A 21186-nucleotide genomic window follows, 5' to 3' on the forward strand; every position below is an offset into this window, starting at 1 on the left:
CGCGCCTGGCGGCGCTTGCGCGGTGCTTATACGTATATCGGCCTGGGCGCGAAAAACATGAACGCAGGTGAAACCCCAGATCGCACAGCCGAAAATGAACGAACGTTCGCTGGCGTGAGTTCAGCCCCTAGCGACCTTTCAGTGCGCCTACGCGTCATCGACGAACCGCGGCTTGCAGCATCGGATACGTGAAGAAAAAGAAGTGCGCGGTATTGAGCCCGAAATGCGCCAGCACCGACGCCTGCAATCCGCCGTAGCGCCACGCGAGGCCGTATCCGGCGCCTGCGATGCCCGCCAGAACGATCCATTGCCAGCCGCCGGGCGCATGCGCGAGTGCGAACACGATCGTGCTGACGCAGAACGCGATCCCGTCTGCGTGCTTCCGGCGCGCGAGCAGGCGCGCGAGTCCACCTTGGAGATAGCCGCGAAACAACGCCTCTTCGGTGACCGAAACGAGAAACAGGTTGTTTAGGAGCCAGAGGCCGCTGTGGGCGGGATGCTTTGGCGCCCACCCGACGACGCCAAGCAGCTGCGCGACCGCCAGGCATGCTGCCGTGGTGGCGAGCAGCGAAAGTAAGCCCACTTTCAAGCTCGTACGCAGTTCGTACCGGCCGCGCATCCAGGGCACGGCGAGCAGCAGCCAGAATCCGATCAGCGGCTTGTCCAGATTGAGGTACATCGTGAACGGAACGGCATCCGGCGTGATGCGCTCGGGTCCGATCACGCGTTGATTGTGAAAGCCCGGCAGCCAATGCGTGCTGAGCCCGACGGCCAGCGCGACGAAGAGAACGTGTCCTGCATAGCGGACTGATCGAGCGCGCTCAGGCGCGATCGCATATGCGGCGAAGATGAGCAGTGCGAGCGCAATGAGCGCTGCGGGAGCAAGTTGACCGACTGCCAGCGCGGCGCAGCAAGCGATTATCAGCAGTGCGGTGCCGGGCCAGCGAATCCTGGCGATCAACGTCGTGGGTGCCGCGAGGAACAGCGCAATCCAGGTAATGGAGAGAGTCACGTGTATTCCAGTCAGTCTTCTTTTGGTTATGTGAAGGAGCTTGCGCGGCTACGATACACGACGCGGGCAAAAGCAAAAGGATTGAGGCGATGGAGCCTGATGCTGGCGAAGATGCCGCGAGCGCATTCAACGCGCGTCACTTTTCCACACGGCGTGCGCCCTCGCGACTTTCACGCTGCCACGGCTCGGACACGGAAGCCGCGCGCATCTGCTCTTGCATCACCACACCGGCCCATTATTCGCATTTCGCGAATGCCGCATTCGCCCTCACCCCCATTCAAAGCAGGCTCTGCCTGGTCCACTCTCTGGCAATCCGGTAGCGCGACGCACAGCGCGCGCCGGCGCGAACATGACATTGGAGACAGAGATGAAACCGAATCAATGGGACGTGTCCTACGAATGGAAAGCCGTGACGCTGCTCGCGCTGGGCTTCGGCCTCGTAGGCCTTGACCGGTGGCTCATTGCGCCGCTTTTTCCGGCGATCATGAAAGACCTGCATCTGAATGCACAGGACGTCGGCAACTGCATCGGCATACTCGGGCTGTCGTGGGGCGTGTTCGCCGCGCTGATGGGCGGCATTTCCGACAAGATCGGCCGACGCAAGGTGCTGATCCCCGCGATCATCGCGTTCTCACTGCTGTCCGGCTTGTCCGGCGTCGCGGGCGGGTTGGCGGCACTGCTCGGAATTCGTGCGCTGATGGGCGTGGCGGAAGGATCGTTCTGTCCAACGAGCTTCGCCGCGACGGCCGACGCCTCGCATCCAAAGCGGCGTGGATTCAATCTCGGCTTGCAGCAAAGCGGCTTCGCGCTGTTCGGACTGGCGCTGTCGCCCATCATCGCGACTCAGCTGCTCGGCGTGATGAGCTGGCGCTGGGTGTTTGCGCTCGTGTCGATCCCTGGGCTGATACTCGGTCTGCTGATGTATCGCGTGATTCGCGAGCCCAGGCGGGAGCCGGTCGCAAGGACCGCCCGAATCAATGCGTCCGCGCACAAAACGCATGGCAGCTGGCGTGACGTGCTGAGGAGCCGCAACATCCCCGTCGCAATGGTCGCGCTGTTCTGCGCGATGACGGGCGTGTTCGTCCTCGGCGCGATGCTGCCGCTCTATCTGACCGACTATCTCTCGCTCGACACTCAGCGCATGGGCGTCGTGGTGTCGGCAATCGGCTTTGGCGGCTTTGTCGGGCAGTTCGGATTGCCGGGGCTATCCGATCTCGTCGGGCGGCGCTTCGCGAGCATCGTCGGCTTTGTCGGCACGGCAGTGATGCTGTACGTGTTTCGCGGCCTCGGTGCGCAGCCGGTTGCGCTGTTCGCGGTGCTGTTCGTCGCGTCGTTCTTCACGCTGGGGCTCGTGTCGCTGCTGTCCGGCCCGGTTGCGACCGAAGCGGCGCCCGTCGGCATGGTGTCGACGGCAATCGGCATTGTGGTCGGCGCGGGCGAGATTTTCGGCGGCGGTATCGCGCCTGCGCTCGCGGGCTTCGTCGCGACGCACTTTGGCATTCAGAACATCCTGTGGCTGCCGATTTGCGCGGTGATCCTCGGCGTCGGCGTGAGCCTGTTGCTCGAAGAGACGGCGCCTGCCAAAGCGCGCCGCCGTGGCCCACCGTCCGTCGACGAGTCCGCGCATTTCCCTGCCGTCGAACAGCCCGAATAAGCGTCCGTAGAATGTGCGGCGTCCGCTTGCGCCGCACGGCAACCCACGTGCGAGCACGTATACACTGACGTGCTGGATACGGGGACAAGGACGCAGCATGGATCGTTTTCTGAGCATCGAGGCCTTCGTGCGGGTGGCGGAAACCAGTAGCTTCGCGGAAGCCGCACGGCAGCTCGGCGTGACCAGTTCGGTCGTGACGAACCGCATCCAGCAACTGGAGAAATTCGTCGATGCGCCGCTCTTTCATCGCAGCACGCGCCACGTGCGGCTGTCGGAAGTCGGCGAAGCGTTCTATCGAGAATGCGCGGAAGTGGTCGGGCGCGTCAACGAACTGACTGACCAGATGCGCGAACTGCGCGCGACGCCCACGGGCAGGCTGCGCATCCAGATGTTGCCGGGCTTCGCGCTCGGGCACTTCGGCGCGTCGCTGGCCGAGTTCAACCGGCGCTATCCCGGCATTCAGCTCGACGTCATCGTGAATGACCGCGTCGTCGATCCCATCGAAGAAGGCTTCGATGTCGCGTTCCAGATCTTTCCGCCCATCTCCGAATCGCTGATCGAACGGCGTCTCTTTCCCGTGCGGCGGCTCTTCTGCGCCGCGCCTTCCTATCTGCGCGAATATGGCACGCCGCAGCATCCCCGCGATTTGCTGCAGCACACCACGGCGCTTTATTCGGGTTATCCCTCGCGCAACCGCTGGACGATGACGCGCGGCGATGAAGTGGTCGAGATGGAGTTGCCCGGCATGATCCGCTCGAACTCCGTGCATCTGTTGCGCGACTACGCGCTGACGGGCGGCGGCGTAGTGTGCCTGCCGACGCTCGTCGCGAGCGCCGCGCTCCTGGACGGCTCGCTGGTGCCGATCCTCACCGATTACGCGCTCTCGCCGTTGAACTTCGCGGCGGTGTATCCCGCGACACAGCGCCAGGCGCTCAAAGTGAAGGCGCTGGTCGAATTTCTCGCCGACTGGCTCGGGCCCGAGCCGTCGTGGGACACGCCGCTCATCGAGCGCGGCTGGATCTGCTGAACTGCTTGCGCGCGCATCGATGCTCGCCTGAAAGTCTCTCCCGCGCCGATTCCCGCGCGATTATTCGCGAATCGCAAATGCCGTAATCGGCGCTGTGCCCGTTGTCGATGTCGTGGCGCGCTCCTAAAGTTGAATCCAAGAACTTACTCAACCGCAACAAAGTTGCATGGGACGGAGACAAACCATGACCGACACGTCATATCACACCTTCTTCGGTTCGCTAGACGCCTACCGCAAAGGCGAAATCGAAATCACGAGCGGCGCCGCGCGCCACTACGTGTTCTCGAACATCTTCGAAGTCGCTTCGCAGTCCGCGCCGTACGACAAGGTCGTCGTCGGCAAGAACATCGAATACGTGATCGAAGTGCTGCGTACGGAAGGGCAGTCGCGCTGGTTCGCGAGTTCGCACGACGAGTTCGCGATTCTGATGGACGGCAAAGCGCGCATCGACTTCATCGAGCTCGAAACACCGCCGCAGAACGTTCGGGGTTCGGTCCATGCTTCGAACGAAGGCGAGCAGCCCGCAGGCCGCGCGATGGGACATGTCGTGCTGCGCCGCGGCCATCAGGCGCTGCTGCCCGCCGGCTGCGCATACCGCTTCAGCGCGCAGAGGTCCGGCGTGGCGCTCGTGCAGACGATGCTCGGCGAGCTGTCGGTGGAGAAGTGGGCGGACATCTGCCTGCACTGAAACGCTTTATCCACACATCGCTCACAACATCAGGAGACACGACAATGGCGACCCTCGACACGCTCGATCATCCCGCCGGTTTCGCCGCCGACGCCGTCAAGGCCAGCGCGCCTGATCCCGTCACCGGCTATAAGCGCTTCTCGCTCGGCGCCTTCCAATTTCTACGCGACGAGTATTTCGTCAAGATCAACTGGCCCGCGAAAGGGCAGAACCGTACGCACGCCGTACCCGCCGACGCCTTCCTGCGCGCGATGATGCGAGACGTCGCGTGGGGCTTCTTCTACGGCTGGGTGAATTTCGACCACGTGTTCGGCACGCGCAATCACTACGGCAAGGTGGACATTTACGCGGGCTCGTTCAACGGCATCATGAAGGAAGCGGGCGTCGACTATATGGAGACCTTCGAAACGCCGACCATCATGGCGACGTTCAAGGCGATCCTGCACGACTGGACCAACGAGGGCTTCGATCCGTTTGCCGCGCCCGAGGAAACGGGCACGGCGTTCGGCCGCAAGCACGGTGACAACGACGCGGCCATCGAACGCACGCGCATCGCCACGCGTCGCATGCCGGGACTCGAAGGGGACTCGCCGCTGCGCGACGAGCTGCCCATCAACCGCGCATTCGCCGACGTACCCCAGGACGAGCCCGAAGTGCATGCGGAGCCCGGTTTCGAAGGAGAGTTGCACGCGTTCAATCTGTTCAAGTACCTGTCGCGTTCGGACGTGACGTGGAATCCGTCGGTGACGTCGGTGTGCGGCGAGAGCCTGTTCTGCCCGACCACTGAGGAATACATCCTGCCCGTCTTCCACGGCAATGATCGCGTTGAATGGTTCCTGCAGCTGTCGGATGAAATCGTCTGGGACATCGGCGACAAGAACACGGGCGCGCCGCGCGCCCGCATCACGATGCGCGCCGGCGACATCTGCGCGATGCCCGCCGACATCCGCCATCAAGGCTATTCGACCAAGCGCTCGATGCTGCTCGTGTGGGAGAACGCAACGCCGAATCTGCCGAAACGTTATGAGAGCGGCGAACTGAAGCCGTATCCCGTCGACTTCTGAAACACGGCGCGCCTCGTTTGAACCAGGAATTTCACATGCGAAACCAACTCTTTATCGACGGCCGCTTCACCGATGCAGCCGAAGGCGGCACGATTGACGTGCTCAATCCGCACGACGGCTCGCTGATCACGAAGATCGCCGCGGCCACGGCCCCGGATGTCGATCTCGCCGTCGCCGCCGCGACGCGCGCTATCCCGAAGTGGACGGGGATGGCCGCCGCCGAACGCGGGCGTCTGCTGCTGCGTCTCGCCGATGCAATCGAAGCGAATGCGGAAGAACTCGCGCAACTCGAATCGCTCGACACAGGTCATCCGATTCGCGATTCGCGCGCGCTGGACGTGCCGCGTACGGCTGCGTGCTTCCGCTATTTCGGCGGCATGGCCGACAAGCTGCAAGGCTCCGTGATTCCCGTCGAAACAGGTTTTCTCAACTATGTACAGCGTGCGCCCATCGGCGTGGTCGGGCAGATCGTGCCGTGGAATTTTCCACTGATGTTCACTAGCTGGAAGATGGGCCCAGCGCTCGCGGCGGGCAATACAGTCGTGCTGAAGCCTTCCGAGATCACGCCGCTTTCCACGTTGCGCATCGTCGAGCTGATGGCCGAAGTGGGCTTCCCCGCAGGCGTCGTCAACATCGTGTCGGGCTACGGCCATACGGCGGGCCAGCGGCTAGCAGAACATCCCGGCGTCGGCAAGATCGCGTTCACGGGTTCGACGGCCACGGGACGGCGCATCGTCGAAGCATCGCAGAGCAATCTGAAGCGCGTGCAACTCGAACTGGGCGGCAAAGGTGCGAACATCGTATTCGACGACGCCGACCTCGACGCCGCGATCAACGGCGCGGCGTGGGCGATCTTCCACAATCAGGGGCAGGCGTGCATTGCGGGCTCGCGTCTGATCCTGCACGAGCGCATTGCCGATCAGTTCCTGGAACGTTTCGTCGCGCTCGCTGCGTCGATCCGCATCGGCAATCCGCTCGATCCCGACACCGAAATGGGACCGCTCACCTCGCTGCAACATCTGGAGCGCGTCAAAGCGTATGTCGACGTGGCGCGCGAGCAGGGCGGGCGCGTGCTGACGGGCGGCGGCGCGCCGCAGGATGCATCGCTCGCGAACGGCTACTATGTGCGGCCCACGGTGGTCGAAGCGAAGACGCCGCACGACCGCATCGCGCAGGAAGAGGTGTTCGGGCCGTTCGTGACGGTGCTGCGCTTCGGCAGCGATGAAGAGGCGCTCAAGATCGCGAACGGCACCGACTACGGACTCGGCAGCGGCCTTTGGACACGCAATCTGTCGCGCGCGCATCGCACGGCGGCGCGGATGCACGCGGGCATGTGCTGGATCAACTGCTACAAGCGCGTGAATCCGGGCAGTCCGTTCGGCGGGGTCGGGCAATCCGGCTATGGACGAGAGATGGGCTACGAGGCGATGCACGATTACACGGAAGCGCGCTCGATCTGGGTCAACGTCGACGGCAACGTGCCGCCGCATTTCAAGCGCTAAGGCGGTGACGGCGATGAAAGACTTTGTCTACCAGGGCGCGCCATCGCGTGTGGTGTTCGGGTGGGGCGCGCTCGCGCAGTTGCCCGCCGAAGTCGAGCGGCTCGGCGCGCGGCGCGCGCTGATTCTCTCGACGCCCGAGCAGCGCGCTTTGGCCGACGAAGTTGCACGCGTGCTCGGCGAGCGCGCGGCGGGCGTGCATGCGCAAGCGGTGATGCACGTGCCCGTGGACGTAGCGCGCGCCGCGCGCGAAGCGGCCGCGGCGATCGATGCTGACTGCTGCGTCGCCGTCGGCGGCGGTTCGACCATCGGCCTCGGCAAGGCAATCGCGCTGGAGTCGCCGCTGCCCATCATCGCCGTGCCGACCACGTATGCAGGCTCGGAGATGACGCCGATCTACGGTCTCACGCAAGGGCGCGTCAAGCACACGGGCCGCGATACGCGCGTGCTCCCGCGCACGGCGATCTATGACCCGTCGCTGACGCTGACGTTGCCGCCGGCGATCTCGGCGGCCTCGGGCGTCAACGCGATTGCGCACGCCGTGGAAGCGCTCTATGCGGAAGACGCGAACCCCATCGTCAGCCTGATGGCGGAAGAGTCGATCCGCGCGCTGGGCGAAGCGTTGCCCCGCATCGTGCGCAAGCCGGACGACGCCGACACGCGCAGCCGCGCGCTGTACGGCGCGTGGCTCGCAGGCAGCTGTCTGGGCGCGGTCGGCATGGCGCTGCATCACAAGCTGTGTCATACGCTGGGCGGCACGTTCAACTTGCCGCATGCGCAGACGCACGCCGCGATGCTGCCGCATACGGCACACTACAACCACGAGGCCGCGTCCGACGCATTGACGCGCGTGGCGAAGGCGCTTGGCGGCCAGCATGCGAGCGAGGCCGGCCCGCTGCTTGACGACTTGAACCGCACGCTCGGCATTCCGATGTCGCTCGCGCAGATCGGCATGCCCGAAGGGGGCCTCGACGAAGCCGCTGAGCTGGCATGCCGCAATCCCTATGCGAACCCGCGTCCCGTCGAGCGCGACGCGATCCGCGCGCTGCTGCAGCGTGCATGGCTGGGCACCGCGCCCGCCTGACCACAACCACGCAGGAAGCTGGAGGAAGACATGACGACGGACGAACGAGAGGCCGAACGAGCCTTGACCGAACAGGTGGTGGCGAGTTTTGCGAACGCGGAAGATGCACGGCTGCGCACCCTGATGCAAAGCCTCGTGCGGCACATGCATGCGTTCGTGCGTGAAGTCGAGCCGACGGAAGCCGAGTGGATGGCGGCGATCCGCTTCCTGACCGCGACGGGCAAGATGTGCGACGACCTGGTGCGGCAGGAGTTCATCCTGTTGTCGGATACGCTGGGCGTGTCGATGCTGGTCGATGCGATCAATCATCGGCTGGCCACCGGTGCGACCGATACGACGGTGTTCGGCCCGTTCTATATCGAAGGAATGCCGGAGCGTGCTTACGGCGAGAACATGGCCTTCACGCCGGGCACACCCGCGCTCGTGCATGGCCGTGTGCTGACGACGTTGGGCGAACCCGTCGCGGGGGCGTTGCTCGACGTATGGCAGACGGCCGACAACGGCATGTATTCCGGGCAGGACACGGCGCAGCCGCATGGCAATCTGCGCGGACGCTATCGCACGGACGCTGAAGGCCGGTTTGCGATCACGACAATCGTGCCCGTCAGCTATCCGATCCCGACGGACGGCCCGGTTGGACAGATGCTCCGAGCGACAGGCAGGCATCCGTGGCGTCCCGCGCATCTGCATTTCATGATCAAGGCGCCGGGCTATCGCACGCTCGTCACACATCTGTTCGACAAGGACGATCCGTATCTGCAATCGGATGCTGTGTTCGGCGTGAAGCCTTCGCTGCTGGTCGCGTACGGCGAGCGCTCCGCAGGCGACGAACTCGCGCGCCGCTTCGGCTTCAGCGGCGATTATCGCGAAGCGCGCTACGACTTCGTTGTCGATGAGAGCGCGACGCCATGAGACGCTACTTTGCCGTGTTCGCGACCGACAAGCCACACATGCGCGAAGTGCGCGAACGCGTGCGGCCGAGTCATCGCGCGTATCTGCGTAGTGCGGCGTCGCATGGCGTGTTCGTGCGGCTGGGCGGGCCGACGCTCGCACCGCATTGCGATGCGATGAACGGCACGCTGCTCGTCATCGAGGCGGATGGCATCGGCGACGTCATGGCGTTTGTGGGCAACGATCCATACATGCAGGCAGGGTTGTTCGAGCGGGTGGAAGTGCGTCCGTGGGACTGGAGTCTGGGCAATCCGGAGCACCGCGTATGAACGGCGAGCCGAACCGGCTGTGCAGCCTCGGCGAAGTGCCCGACGGGGGCGCGCGCGTCGTGGACCGCGCGGACCGGCCCGTGATACTCGTGCGGCGCGGCGACAGTGTGTGGGGCTATGTGAACCGCTGTCCGCATTTTTCCGTCCGGCTCGATTACGAAGAAGGGCAGGTGTCGTGCTATCGCGCGCAGGTGTTGATGTGCGCGCACCACAGCGCACTGTTTCGCTTCGAGGACGGACGCTGCATCGAAGGGCCGTGTGCGGGAGCGGCGCTGGATGCCGTGGATGTGCGGGTGGATGCCACGCTGTCCGTCGTCGAAGTTGGCGTGTGAGTTCATTGCGGGAGCACCCGGCCACCCACGAAACGCGAGCGGGCAGTAAGATGGCGACTCGTTCTCTCGATGAGTGTTATTTCGATGCAAGTGCTGGTTGACGCGGACGCCTGCCCAGTCGTCGTCAAGGAGATACTGTTCCGCGCCGCACGGCGTGTGGAAGTGTGCGTTACGCTGGTCGCGAACCAGTATCTGCGGACACCGCCTTCGCGCTTCATCAAGGCAATACAGGTGCCGTCGGGCTTCGACGCTGCCGATGAACGCATCGTCGAACTGGTTCATGACGGCGACCTCGTGATCACGGCAGACATCCCTCTCGCCGCCGCAGCCCTCGACAAGGGCGCGCACGTGCTCGATCCGCGCGGGACCTGGTTTAGCCGCGAGAACATCCAGGAGCGTCTGACGATGCGCGACGTGATGGATCAGTTGCGCACTTCAGGCGTCGAAACGGGCGGTCCAACACCTTACTCTGCGAACGACGGCAAGGCGTTTGCGGGGCAACTGGACCGCTTTCTCGCGCGTCGTCGCGCTGTTTGATCGGATGTCTTTCGCGCAGTGAATTGCCATTCAACCGGCGTGATGACCTACAGTTGCAGATGTGGATTCGCGTGATTTCATGCGTCCGGACAGTTTGCATAGACGGGCGTCGGTCAGACGACATCATTTCTCGTGGCGATAGAGGCAGCGGCTGTGTTGCTGCTTTCGTATCGAGCCCCAGTTTTATACAGCAAGCGATTCATCCATACCGATGCAATCGATCGGTAAATATGCGCTTGTGGCGAGTCTCCGTGTCGTCGATGCAACGGCCTGGTCGGTCTGGTGGGACTTCGCGTGGATGTCGTGAATTGCACGGAGGTAGCAGACAGGTCGAATCTCTGGATCCACCGATCGAGAGGAGAGTGAGATGGCGAACCAACAGATGCCGTCCGCCGAAGCACAGATTGAAACTGCCGCCACGGGCTGGCGAGCAGTTGTTCCGCCGGCACAGTGGCTGGCCGGCTATCGATGGCAATGGCTTTCCGCCGATGCCATCGCCGGCGCGACGCTCGCTGCGTATGGCATACCCGTGTCGCTCGCCTACGCGACATTGGCAGGATTGCCGCCGCAATACGGTATCTATTGCTACCTGGTTGGCGGGCTGTTCTATGCGCTATTCGGATCGTCGCGTCAATTGGCTATCGGTCCCACGTCGGCGATTTCGATGCTCGTCGGTGTGACCGTCGCCGACATGGCAGGCGGCGACCCCGTGCGGTTCGCATCGATTGCAGCGCTGACCGCAATCCTCGTCGCCGTGATGTGCGTGCTGGCGTGGATTTTCAAACTGAGCTCGCTTGTCAATTTCATCAGCGAAACAATATTGCTCGGCTTCAAGGCGGGTGCGGCGCTGACGATCGCGTTGACGCAATTGCCGAAGCTGTTCGGTGTCAAGGGCGGCGGTGAGCAGTTCTTCGAGCGCGTCGCGATCCTGGTCGGGCAACTTCCCGATACACAACTCGTCGTACTCGCTTTCGGTATTGCAGCGATCGCGCTTCTGCTATTGGGGGAGAAATTGCTTCCCGGCCGCCCTGTCGCGTTGTTCGTCGTGGTGTTATCCATCGTGCTGCTGACGGTGACGCCGCTTCGCGAGATGGGGTTCAAGATCGTCGGCACGTTGCCGACCGGCTTGCCCGAATTTCACTTTCCAGCGCTGCGCGTGCGCGATGTCGACGGCATCATTCCCTTGGCATTTGCATGCCTGCTGCTGTCATACGTCGAAAGCGTGTCGGCGGCACGGGCGATCGCGCAAAAGAACGGCTATGAAATCGATCCGCGCCAGGAACTGCTCGGGTTGGGCGCGGCCAATCTGGCGGCGGGGCTCTTCCAGGGCTACCCGGTAGCGGGCGGCTTGTCGCAGTCGTCCGTCAACGACAAGGCGGGTGCAAAGACGCCGCTTTCGCTCGTATTTGCTTCGATCACAATCGGTCTGTGTCTGCTGTTCCTGACGGGATTGCTCACCAATCTGCCAAACGTGGTGCTGGCCGCGATCGTGCTCGTTGCCGTCAAGGGGCTGGTGGACATCCGCGAACTGCGTCATGTATGGCATGTGAGCCGCTATGAGTTCCTTGTTTCGATGCTCGCCTTTGCCGCGGTGTTGCAGCTTGGCATCCTGAAAGGCGTGATTGTCGCGGTTCTTGCATCGATGCTGCTGCTCATCAGGCGCGCCGCGCATCCGCACGTAGCGATGCTGGGGCGCATTCCCGGCACGCAACGCTATTCGGATGTCGAACGTCATCCCGACAACGAGGCGGTGCCCGGCGTGCTGATGTTTCGCGTGGAGGCGTCGCTGCTTTACTTCAACACCGAACATGTCCGGGCGACGGTATGGGAGAAGATCCGCTCGAGCGCCAGCCCCGTCAAGCTGGTGATCTGCGACCTGTCCAGCTCTCCATCAGTCGACATTGCGGGCGCGCGGATGTTGGCGGCCATGCAAGCGGATCTTTCCAAACGAGGCATGGTTCTGCGGATCGTGATGGCCCACGCGGGTGCGCGCGACATCCTTCGCGCGGAAGGACTCGAGGAGCGCGTCGGTCATCTTGGGCGTCGTGTCACCGTCAGCGATGTAGTCGATGCGTTCCTGCGAGGCGCCGACACAACCTCCGCCACGTTGGACGAGACCTGAAAAGGGGCGTTGCAGGATACAAACAGGATGGCGTGAGCCGTCGAATGGCTACGACAATCGAAAAGCATTATCACGCGAAGCAACGTCAGCCTTTGCGCGATATAACCTGAGAGGTTTAAGCGAGGGAAACATCATGGAATTCGTGCTATTAGCTGCAATCTTCTTCACGTCGGCGGGATTTTTTGTCGGCGGTTCAGCGGAGACGACTCCGCCGCCGACGGTTGCGCCGGCTCCTTCTTCCGAGTCGAACGGCGAGACTGCGGCTCCGCAGTTGCGTGCCGGGTTGCCGGGAATGAACGCTGGGCGTTTTCAGCAGGCTGCGGGCGCGCAGTCATAAACGAGACAGTGCGACGTCAAGAAAAAAGAAAAAAGTACGGGGCCTTTCGTCCGACATCGGAAATACATGCCGAAAATATCGGCTCAGTGCACCGTGCACTGCCGGCTTATTAAAAATTTCAGCAGCGCCCGGTAAATCCACCTATTTCTTCTTGACTATTTTCAGCGGCAAATTTAAAAGCTGCTGAAGAGTCGATCCTGCCAGTCGCGAGAGCGCAGTCACCGCCTGCGTCATTTGTCTATTGTCTGATCGAGCACCCGCAATTCGTGTCGAGTAGATGCAACCCTGTGTTGCCTGAGCATTTCCCGGTCTCTACAAACCAACGACGTTTGAACAGCAACGTCGACCATAACGCACCGCTTACTTGCGGCACGTGAGGAAAGCATGGACACGTTCGAAGTCGAGTCATCGCTGCATTCCGATGAGCAGCTTTCCCACATCGCGGCCGCGTTGAATGCATTGCGGCGGGGCGACACGTCATATCGTCTGCCCGAAAACTGGACGGGCAAGGCGGCAGAGATTGCAAGCGAGTTCAACCAGTTGTCGTCTCAGACGAGACACATCGGACAGCGCCTCGGCAGGATCTCGAGACACCTGAGGGGCCACGGGGAGTTGAAGAAGGAAATTGCCATCGAGAGCGGCGCGCTGACAGGGATCTGGCTCGACAGCGCATCGCACGTCAATCTTCTCTTCGAGAGCGTAACGACGGCCAACGAGTGTACGAAAACAGTCCTTGGCGCGCTAGCGTCGCTCCAGAAAGGCGAAGCCGCGTCGTTGCCAGCGGACTGGACGGGCATTCACGGCAAGGTCGCACACGTCTTCAACGACGTGGTCGAACAGAACGTTCGCATTGCAGAAGAACTGGGCCGGTTGAGCAAGGTAGTCGGCAAGGAGGGGCGGCTGAAGGAACGTGCGGCGCTTCCCTATGCTCGCGGATTCTGGGGCGATTCGATCGACGCCGTTAACTCTTTGATCGCGGACCTCGTGCACCCGACTAGCGAAGTGGCGCGCGTCATCGGCGCAGTTGCGCAAGGAGATCTTTCGAAGAGCATGGCGCTGGAAGCAGATGGGCGTCCATTGCAAGGCGAATTCTTTAGAACCGCCAAGACGATCAATACGATGGTCGAGCAACTCGGCACCTTCGCGGTCGAAGTCACGCGTGTGGCGCGGGAGGTGGGCACGGAAGGCAAGCTCGGCGGCCAGGCGGATGTGCAGGGCGTGGCGGGCACATGGAAGGATCTGACCGACTCGGTCAACTCGATGGCGGGCAATCTGACGAGCCAGGTGCGCAATATCGCCGAAGTGACGAAAGCGGTTGCAGCGGGCGACCTGTCGAAGAAGATCACGGTTGACGTGAAGGGCGAAATCCTCGAACTGAAGAACACGATCAACACGATGGTGGACCAGTTGCGCTCGTTCGCGTCGGAGGTGACGCGCGTCGCACGCGAGGTGGGCACGGAAGGCAAGCTCGGCGGTCAGGCGGATGTGCAGGGGGTGGCGGGTACATGGAAGGATCTGACCGACAACGTGAACTTCATGGCGGGCAACCTGACGAGCCAGGTGCGCAACATCGCCGAAGTGACGAAAGCGGTTGCAGCGGGCGATCTGTCGAAGAAGATCACCGTCGACGTAAAAGGCGAAATCCTCGAACTGAAGAACACCATCAACACGATGGTGGATCAGTTGCGCTCGTTCGCGTCCGAAGTGACGCGCGTCGCACGTGAGGTGGGCACGGAAGGCAAGCTGGGTGGCCAGGCGGACGTGCAGGGCGTGGCGGGTACATGGAAGGATCTCACCGATTCCGTGAACTCGATGGGCGGTAACCTGACTGCGCAGGTGCGCAATATCGCCGACGTAACGACTGCTGTTGCAGCAGGCGACCTGTCGAAGAAGATCACTGTCGACGTGAAGGGTGAAATCCTCGAACTGAAGAACACGATCAACACAATGGTGGATCAGTTGCGCTCGTTCGCGTCGGAGGTGACGCGCGTGGCGCGCGAGGTCGGCACGGAGGGCAAGCTGGGCGGCCAGGCGGACGTGCAGGGCGTGGCGGGTACATGGAAGGATCTGACCGACTCCGTCAATTCGATGGCGGGCAACCTGACGGCGCAGGTGCGCAACATCGCGGACGTGACGACTGCCGTTGCTGCGGGCGACCTGTCGAAGAAGATCACCGTCGACGTGAAGGGCGAAATTCGCGAACTGAAGAACACGATCAACACGATGGTCGATCAACTCGGTTCGTTTGCATCCGAGGTGACGCGGGTGGCGCGGGAGGTGGGCACGGAAGGCAAGCTCGGCGGCCAGGCGGATGTGCAGGGCGTGGCGGGCACATGGAAGGATCTGACCGACTCGGTCAACTCGATGGCGGGCAATCTGACGAGCCAGGTGCGCAATATCGCCGAAGTGACGAAAGCGGTTGCAGCGGGCGACCTGTCGAAGAAGATCACGGTTGACGTGAAGGGCGAAATCCTCGAACTGAAGAACACGATCAACACGATGGTGGACCAGTTGCGCTCGTTCGCGTCGGAGGTGACGCGCGTCGCACGCGAGGTGGGCACGGAAGGCAAGCTCGGCGGTCAGGCGGATGTGCAGGGGGTGGCGGGTACATGGAAGGATCTGACCGACAACGTGAACTTCATGGCGGGCAACCTGACGAGCCAGGTGCGCAACATCGCCGATGTGACGAAGGCCGTGGCCGCAGGCGATCTGTCGAAGAAGATCACCGTCGACGTGAAGGGCGAAATCCTCGAACTGAAGAACACGATCAACACGATGGTCGATCAGCTTGGTTCGTTTGCATCGGAGGTAACGCGCGTCGCACGTGAGGTGGGCACGGAAGGCAAGCTCGGCGGTCAGGCGGATGTGCAGGGCGTGGCGGGTACGTGGAAGGATCTGACCGACAACGTGAACTTCATGGCGGGCAACCTGACGAGCCAGGTGCGCAACATCGCCGACGTGACGAAGGCCGTGGCAGCAGGCGACCTGTCGAAGAAGATCACCGTCGACGTGAAGGGTGAAATCCTCGAACTGAAGAACACGATCAACACGATGGTGGACCAGTTGCGCTCGTTCGCGTCGGAGGTGACGCGCGTGGCGCGCGAGGTCGGCACGGAAGGCAAGCTGGGCGGCCAGGCGTACGTGCAGGGCGTGGCGGGTACATGGAAGGATCTGACCGACAACGTGAACTTCATGGCGGGCAACCTGACAAGCCAGGTGCGCGGTATCGCGAAGGTGGTGACAGCCGTTGCGAACGGCGACCTGGCGCGCAAGCTGACCGTCGAAGCCAAAGGCGAAGTGGCGGCGCTTGCGGACACCATCAACAGCATGACGGAAACGCTCGCAACCTTCGCCGATCAGGTGACCACCGTGGCACGTGAGGTCGGCGTGGAAGGCAAGCTCGGCGGCCAGGCGAAGGTGCCGGGCGCGTCGGGCACGTGGAAGGGTCTGACGGAGAACGTCAACCAGCTCGCTGCGAACCTGACGACGCAAGTGCGCGCCATTGCCGAAGTGGCGACGGCCGTCACGCAGGGCGACCTGACGCGCTCGATTACCGTCGAGGCGCTTGGCGAAGTCGCCGCGCTGAAGGATACGATCAACGAGATGATCCGTAACCTCAAGGACACCACGCAGGTCAACACCGAGCAGGACTGGCTGAAGACGAACCTCGCGAAGTTCAGCCGCATGCTGCAGGGGCAGAAGGATCTCGTTGCGGTCGGGCAGTTGATCCTGTCGGAGCTGGCGCCTGTCGTCGGCGTGCAGCAGGCGGAATTCTTCGTGCTCGACCCATCCGAACATGCCGCGTCACTGCGCCTGATGGCGAGCTATGCATCGAGCGGTCATTCGGCGCACGGCAAGCGTGTGCAGATGGGCGAAGGGCTGATCGGCCAATGCGCGGTCGAGCGGCGCAAGATTCTGCTGGAGCCGTCGGCCAGCGAGCCGGTCCGCATTACGTCCGGTCTGATCAGTATCGTGCCGCACAATGTTCTCGTGCTGCCCGTCGTGTTCGAAGGACAGGTAAAAGGTGTGATCGAACTCGCGTCGTCAGAGTGCTTCAACCCGACACACCTCGCGTTTCTCGATCAGCTGACGGAAAGCATCGGCATCGTCATCAATACTATCGAGGCCAACACCCGCACAGAGGATCTGCTGAAACAGTCGCAATCTCTCGCGCGTGAACTGCAGAGCCGACAGGAAGAGCTGCAAACGACGAACGAAGAACTGCAGGAGAAAGCGCGCTTGCTGGCGCACCAGAACCAGGAAGTCGAACGCAAGAACACCGAGGTCGAACAGGCGCGCCAGGCGCTCGAAGAAAAGGCGAAGCAGCTCGCATTGACGTCGAAGTACAAGTCGGAGTTTCTGGCCAACATGTCTCACGAGCTTCGCACGCCGCTCAACAGCCTGTTGATTCTCTCCGATCAACTGTGCAAGAACTCCGAGGGCAATCTGTCGACAAGGCAGATCGAGTTCTCGCGCACGATCCATTCGTCAGGCAATGAACTGCTGATGCTGATCAACGACATTCTCGACCTGTCGAAGATCGAGTCGGGTACGGTTGCAATGGATTTTGCGGAGCATCGCCTTGCAGATTTGACGTCATATGTGGAGCGCACGTTCCGGCACGTTGCCGAGGCACGCAACGTCGACTTCGTGATCGAACTCGGCACGCACTTGCCGGCATCGATTCGCACCGATATCAAGCGCCTGCAACAGATCCTGAAGAACCTGCTGTCGAATGCGTTCAAGTTCACGCATCGAGGTCACGTCACGCTGTCGGTCGAGGAGGTGTCGGGCGGCTGGAGCGCGGACAATGAAAGACTGCATAGCGCGCCTGCATGCATCGCATTCTCGGTGTCGGATACGGGCATCGGCATTTCGGCAGACAAGCAGCAGATCATCTTCGAGGCATTCCAGCAGGCCGATGGCAGCACGAGCCGGAAGTATGGCGGCACGGGCCTCGGCCTCGCGATCAGCCGCGAACTGTCAAAACTGCTGGGCGGCGAAATCCGGCTCATCAGTTCGCCGAACAAGGGAAGCACGTTTACGCTCTATCTTCCGCTGTCGGCTGAAATGGGGCGCGTCGCACGCAAGACCGTTTCTCTTTCCGGCGATGCGGCGCCCGCGGCCGTGCTTGATGAAGGCGTCAGCGAGTTCGATCTGCTTGCGGCGCATGAGTTCGTCGATACCGTCGTGGGCGACACGCGCGAACTGGTGAGCGCCCCCGAGGACGATCGCTTCAGCATCATGGACGGAGACCGTGTGCTGATGATCGTCGAAAACGATCTGGCGTTTGCGCATTTTCTTCTCGACGCTGCACGTGAACAGGGATTCAAGGGACTCGTCACGCCGCTCGGTGCGCCTGCGCTGACGCTTGCCGAACAGTTCAAGCCCGATGTCATCACGCTCGATCTGTTCCTGCCGGACATGGACGGCTGGCGCGTTCTGGGCCGCCTCAAGAACGACATGGCGACACGTCATATCCCCGTTTGCGTGATTTCAACGGACGAGTCGCGAGAGCGTGCCCTCAAGGCCGGTGCGTTTGCCTTTCTCACCAAGCCGATCCAGGCGCGTGAAATACTGGACGATGCATTGAGCGTGCTGGCCGTCCATGCGAGTGCAGCGCCGCGCACGCTGCTCGTGGCGCTAGGCGATTCCCCGGCACGCAAGGAGTTCGCTGCGTTGGTTTCCAGCGAGAGAATCGTGCCCATATTCGCGGACTCGCGCGAACAGCTATTGAACGCGCTCGCCGAAGGGCAAGTATCCGCTGTCGTGTTGGGCGCGGAGATGTTCCAGGCCTGCAGCGACGAGATGAGCGCCGCGCTGTCGCATCGCGGTACTTTTGCACCCTTGCCGCTGATCGTTTTCGCACCCGGTCAGGCGGCCGGCCCGTGGACGCGCGAAATCGAATGCTTCAATCCGTTCGTCGCGCCCGACATGAGTCGTTTGCTCGACCTGTCCGTGGCATGGCTGCACTGCGACGGGAAATGGCTGCCGCAGCAGGCACGCGACATTATCGGCAGCCTGCATGGCGCGAATGAAGAGCTGACTGGACGCAAGGCGTTGATCGTGGACGACGACATGCGCAACATCTTCGCACTGGCGACCGTTCTCGAAGATCATGGGATGAGGCACGTCTGGGCCGACAACGGCAGAGATGCCATCAGGCTCGTTGAAACCGACTCCGAAATCGACATCGTGCTGATGGACATCATGATGCCGGAGATGGATGGTCTCGTTACCACGAGTGAAATCCGCAAGCTTCCCGTCGGTCGCACGCTTCCCATCATCGCGGTCACTGCAAAGGCCATGAAGGGCGATCGGGAGCGATGCATCGAGGCGGGTGCATGGGACTATCTGTCGAAGCCGGTCAACCGCGAGGATCTGCTTGCGGTGCTACATGCGTGGCTGCATCGGTAGGAGGGCGCAATGGATCATGCAGTTGCTTCCGCGCGGCAGCCGGTCAACATTCTCGTGGTAGACGATCTGCCGCAACAGCATGTCGTGATGCGAACGGTCCTCGAAGAACTCGGGGAGAATGTCATTACCGTCGCATCGGGCCGCGAAGCGTTGAAAGCCGTACTCGAACGGGCCTTCGCAGTCATTCTGCTCGACGTGAACATGCCCGGCATGGACGGTCTCGAAACGGCGTCGCTGTTGCGAACCTATCGGCGCACGGCGCGAACACCGATCATTTTCGTGACTGCGTATATCGACGAATCGGAGATGAAGCGGGCCTATTCGCTGGGCGCCGTCGACTATATTTCCGCCCCTGTCGTGCCGGAAATCCTGCGCTCGAAGGTCAAGGTTTTCGTCGAAATGCACCGCATGCATCACGAGTTGTTGTCGCGGGCGGAGGAACGGGAAGCCATCGTTCGGGCGGAAGCCGGCCGCGCTGCCGCCGAGCAGGCGCGGCAACGCGCGGATTTTCTGGCGGCGGCGAGCCATGCGCTGACCCGTTCGCTCGAAATCGACGCGACGTTGCAGCGCATCGCGGAACTGGCGTGCAGCGAGCTGGCGGATACCGCCTTCGTCGCGGTGAGAGGCATCGGCGAATTCTCGACTGGGCTGACAGTGAAGTCAGCAAGACGAAACGATGGGAACGCGCCGGATTTCGCTGCCTTCCAGTCGAAGGCGCTCAACCGGGCGTTTCCTGCCATCGACCGATTCGTGCATCGATTGCTGCATGAAGAACAGGTGGAAGTCGAACCCGCCGTAGGCGAATGCGTCAGCGAAGCGATTGAAGGGGCAGCGTTCGTGGAGGGCGTGCGGCGCGTGAGTGCTTTTCCGTTGTTGACGGGCAACCAGAAGGGCGTGATCGTGCTTTGCTCGTCGGAGGCGGCCATGCCTGCCGAGCAGACGACGTTATGCCAGGAATTCGTCAGCCGTGCGTCCATCGCGCTGGAGAATGCGCTGTTGTTCTCGGCGATCCGCGACGGCGACAGACGCAAGAATGAGTTTCTCGCCATGCTTGCGCATGAATTGCGCAACCCGCTCGCGCCCATCGCAAACGCGGCCGCTGTCATGCGCAGTGCCAGCGAGGGCGATGCGCAAGTGTTGCGCTGGGCTAGCGAAATCGTCGGAACGCAGGTCGAGCACATGGTGCGCATCGTCGAGGATCTTCTCGACGTGTCGCGTATTGCGAGGGGGACGGTTGCGCTGCGTCTGACGCCTGTGCCGCTTTCCATCGTGATCGGCCGCGCCGTTGAAACCAGCCGGCCTCATTTGATACGCCGTTCGCAAACCTTGATCTGCGACGAAGAGGCCGTCGACATCATCGTCAATGGCGACGTCGTGCGGCTCGCGCAGATTGTCGCGAACCTGCTCAACAACGCGTCGAAGTTCACGCCGCAAGGCGGCCACATTTCGTTATCCACTCGCTTTGCGGACGGCACGGCGACCATTACCGTCGCCGACGACGGTCAAGGCATCGACGCTGAGTTTCTGCCGCATGTGTTCGAACTGTTTGCGCAGGCGGACGGCTCGTTGCACCGGTCGCTGGGCGGGCTCGGTATCGGTCTCACGCTCGTCAGGCATCTGACGGAACTCCACGGCGGGTCCGTGCGCTGCAAGAGCGACGGCCTGGGCAAGGGCTCGGAGTTCGTCGTGCAACTGCCGGGAACCGTGGCCGAGCGCACGATGCCGGCGCTTGCGCCCGTCGTGCATCTGAACCGAAAGGCGGCCATACGCGTGCTGGTGGTCGACGATCTCGTCGCATCGGCGGAAAGCCTCGAGGCGCTGCTGACGATACACGGGTACATCGTCAGATGCGCGATGGACGGCGCGACTGCGCTGCAGGCGGCCTCTGAGATGCGGCCGGATGTCATCGTGCTCGACATCGGACTGCCGGATATGACGGGGTATGAGCTGGCGAGATATCTACGTCAGGATCGCGCCTGTCGAGACGCGCTGATCATTGCGCTCAGCGGCTATGGTCAGGAAGACAACATCCGTCAGGCAATGGAGGCAGGCGTCGATCATTACCTGGTCAAGCCGGCGGACCTTGCAGTATTGCTCGATCTGCTGAGTTCGCGCGATGAAGGGCAAAGCTACGACGGGGTCGCGTCGACCTGACGGTTGAAACGATGGTTTGCGGTGCGCAAACCGGCAAGG

Annotated in this window: 15 protein-coding genes; 14 read left to right on the forward strand and 1 reads right to left on the reverse strand. The window is 62.3% G+C overall.

Annotated features, from left to right (window positions below; genetic code table 11):
• Positions 1-154: 154 nt before the first annotated feature.
• Positions 155-1012: a CPBP family intramembrane glutamic endopeptidase gene (locus BPHY_RS28130; protein ID WP_012404851.1), complete on the reverse strand. Its 858-nt coding sequence runs from the start codon at positions 1010-1012 to the stop codon at positions 155-157.
• A gap of 367 nt (positions 1013-1379) precedes the next feature.
• On the opposite strand from BPHY_RS28130, the gene BPHY_RS28135 reads away from it, so the two are divergent.
• From BPHY_RS28135 to BPHY_RS28195, 14 genes are all read left to right on the forward strand, one after another.
• Complete coding sequence (locus tag BPHY_RS28135) at positions 1380-2666, forward strand: MFS transporter (protein ID WP_012404852.1); 1287 nt, start codon at positions 1380-1382, stop codon at positions 2664-2666.
• A gap of 97 nt (positions 2667-2763) precedes the next feature.
• Positions 2764-3693: a LysR family transcriptional regulator gene (locus tag BPHY_RS28140; protein WP_012404853.1), complete on the forward strand. Its 930-nt coding sequence runs from the start codon at positions 2764-2766 to the stop codon at positions 3691-3693.
• A gap of 184 nt (positions 3694-3877) precedes the next feature.
• Positions 3878-4381 carry a cupin domain-containing protein gene (locus BPHY_RS28145; protein ID WP_012404854.1) on the forward strand — a complete coding sequence of 168 codons (504 nt, stop codon included), beginning with the start codon at positions 3878-3880 and terminating at the stop codon, positions 4379-4381.
• 44 nt (positions 4382-4425) lie between these two features.
• Positions 4426-5445, forward strand: coding sequence for a hypothetical protein (locus BPHY_RS28150; RefSeq protein ID WP_012404855.1), 1020 nt, complete (start codon positions 4426-4428; stop codon positions 5443-5445).
• A 35-nt stretch (positions 5446-5480) separates the two neighbouring features.
• Complete coding sequence (locus BPHY_RS28155; protein ID WP_012404856.1) at positions 5481-6947, forward strand: aldehyde dehydrogenase family protein; 1467 nt, start codon at positions 5481-5483, stop codon at positions 6945-6947.
• 13 nt (positions 6948-6960) lie between these two features.
• Entirely contained in the window at positions 6961-8028 is a 1068-nt protein-coding gene (locus BPHY_RS28160) for a maleylacetate reductase (RefSeq protein ID WP_012404857.1), read from the forward strand.
• Positions 8029-8058: 30 nt separating this feature from the next.
• The gene (locus tag BPHY_RS28165) at positions 8059-8940 is read left to right on the forward strand and encodes an intradiol ring-cleavage dioxygenase (RefSeq protein ID WP_012404858.1); all 882 of its coding nucleotides are present in this window, start codon (positions 8059-8061) and stop codon (positions 8938-8940) included.
• Positions 8937-9248 carry a YciI family protein gene (locus tag BPHY_RS28170; RefSeq protein ID WP_012404859.1) on the forward strand — a complete coding sequence of 104 codons (312 nt, stop codon included), beginning with the start codon at positions 8937-8939 and terminating at the stop codon, positions 9246-9248. Before BPHY_RS28165 ends, BPHY_RS28170 begins: the two co-directional genes overlap by 4 nt.
• The gene (locus tag BPHY_RS28175) at positions 9245-9580 is read left to right on the forward strand and encodes a Rieske (2Fe-2S) protein (protein WP_012404860.1); all 336 of its coding nucleotides are present in this window, start codon (positions 9245-9247) and stop codon (positions 9578-9580) included. Before BPHY_RS28170 ends, BPHY_RS28175 begins: the two co-directional genes overlap by 4 nt.
• Positions 9581-9664: 84 nt before the next feature.
• Positions 9665-10117, forward strand: coding sequence for a YaiI/YqxD family protein (locus tag BPHY_RS28180; protein ID WP_041765573.1), 453 nt, complete (start codon positions 9665-9667; stop codon positions 10115-10117).
• A 367-nt stretch (positions 10118-10484) separates the two neighbouring features.
• Positions 10485-12239, forward strand: coding sequence for a SulP family inorganic anion transporter (locus BPHY_RS28185; protein ID WP_012404862.1), 1755 nt, complete (start codon positions 10485-10487; stop codon positions 12237-12239).
• A gap of 133 nt (positions 12240-12372) precedes the next feature.
• Positions 12373-12576 (forward strand): hypothetical protein, encoded by a 204-nt coding sequence (locus tag BPHY_RS41990; RefSeq protein ID WP_157686828.1) that lies wholly within the window; start codon positions 12373-12375, stop codon positions 12574-12576.
• 384 nt (positions 12577-12960) lie between these two features.
• Positions 12961-18993 carry a hybrid sensor histidine kinase/response regulator gene (locus BPHY_RS28190; protein ID WP_012404863.1) on the forward strand — a complete coding sequence of 2011 codons (6033 nt, stop codon included), beginning with the start codon at positions 12961-12963 and terminating at the stop codon, positions 18991-18993.
• Positions 18994-19002: 9 nt separating this feature from the next.
• Positions 19003-21147 carry an ATP-binding response regulator gene (locus BPHY_RS28195; RefSeq protein ID WP_012404864.1) on the forward strand — a complete coding sequence of 715 codons (2145 nt, stop codon included), beginning with the start codon at positions 19003-19005 and terminating at the stop codon, positions 21145-21147.
• Positions 21148-21186: the final 39 nt, after the last annotated feature.

It is taken from the genome of Paraburkholderia phymatum STM815, from assembly GCF_000020045.1.
GTDB classification, from domain to species: domain Bacteria; phylum Pseudomonadota; class Gammaproteobacteria; order Burkholderiales; family Burkholderiaceae; genus Paraburkholderia; species Paraburkholderia phymatum.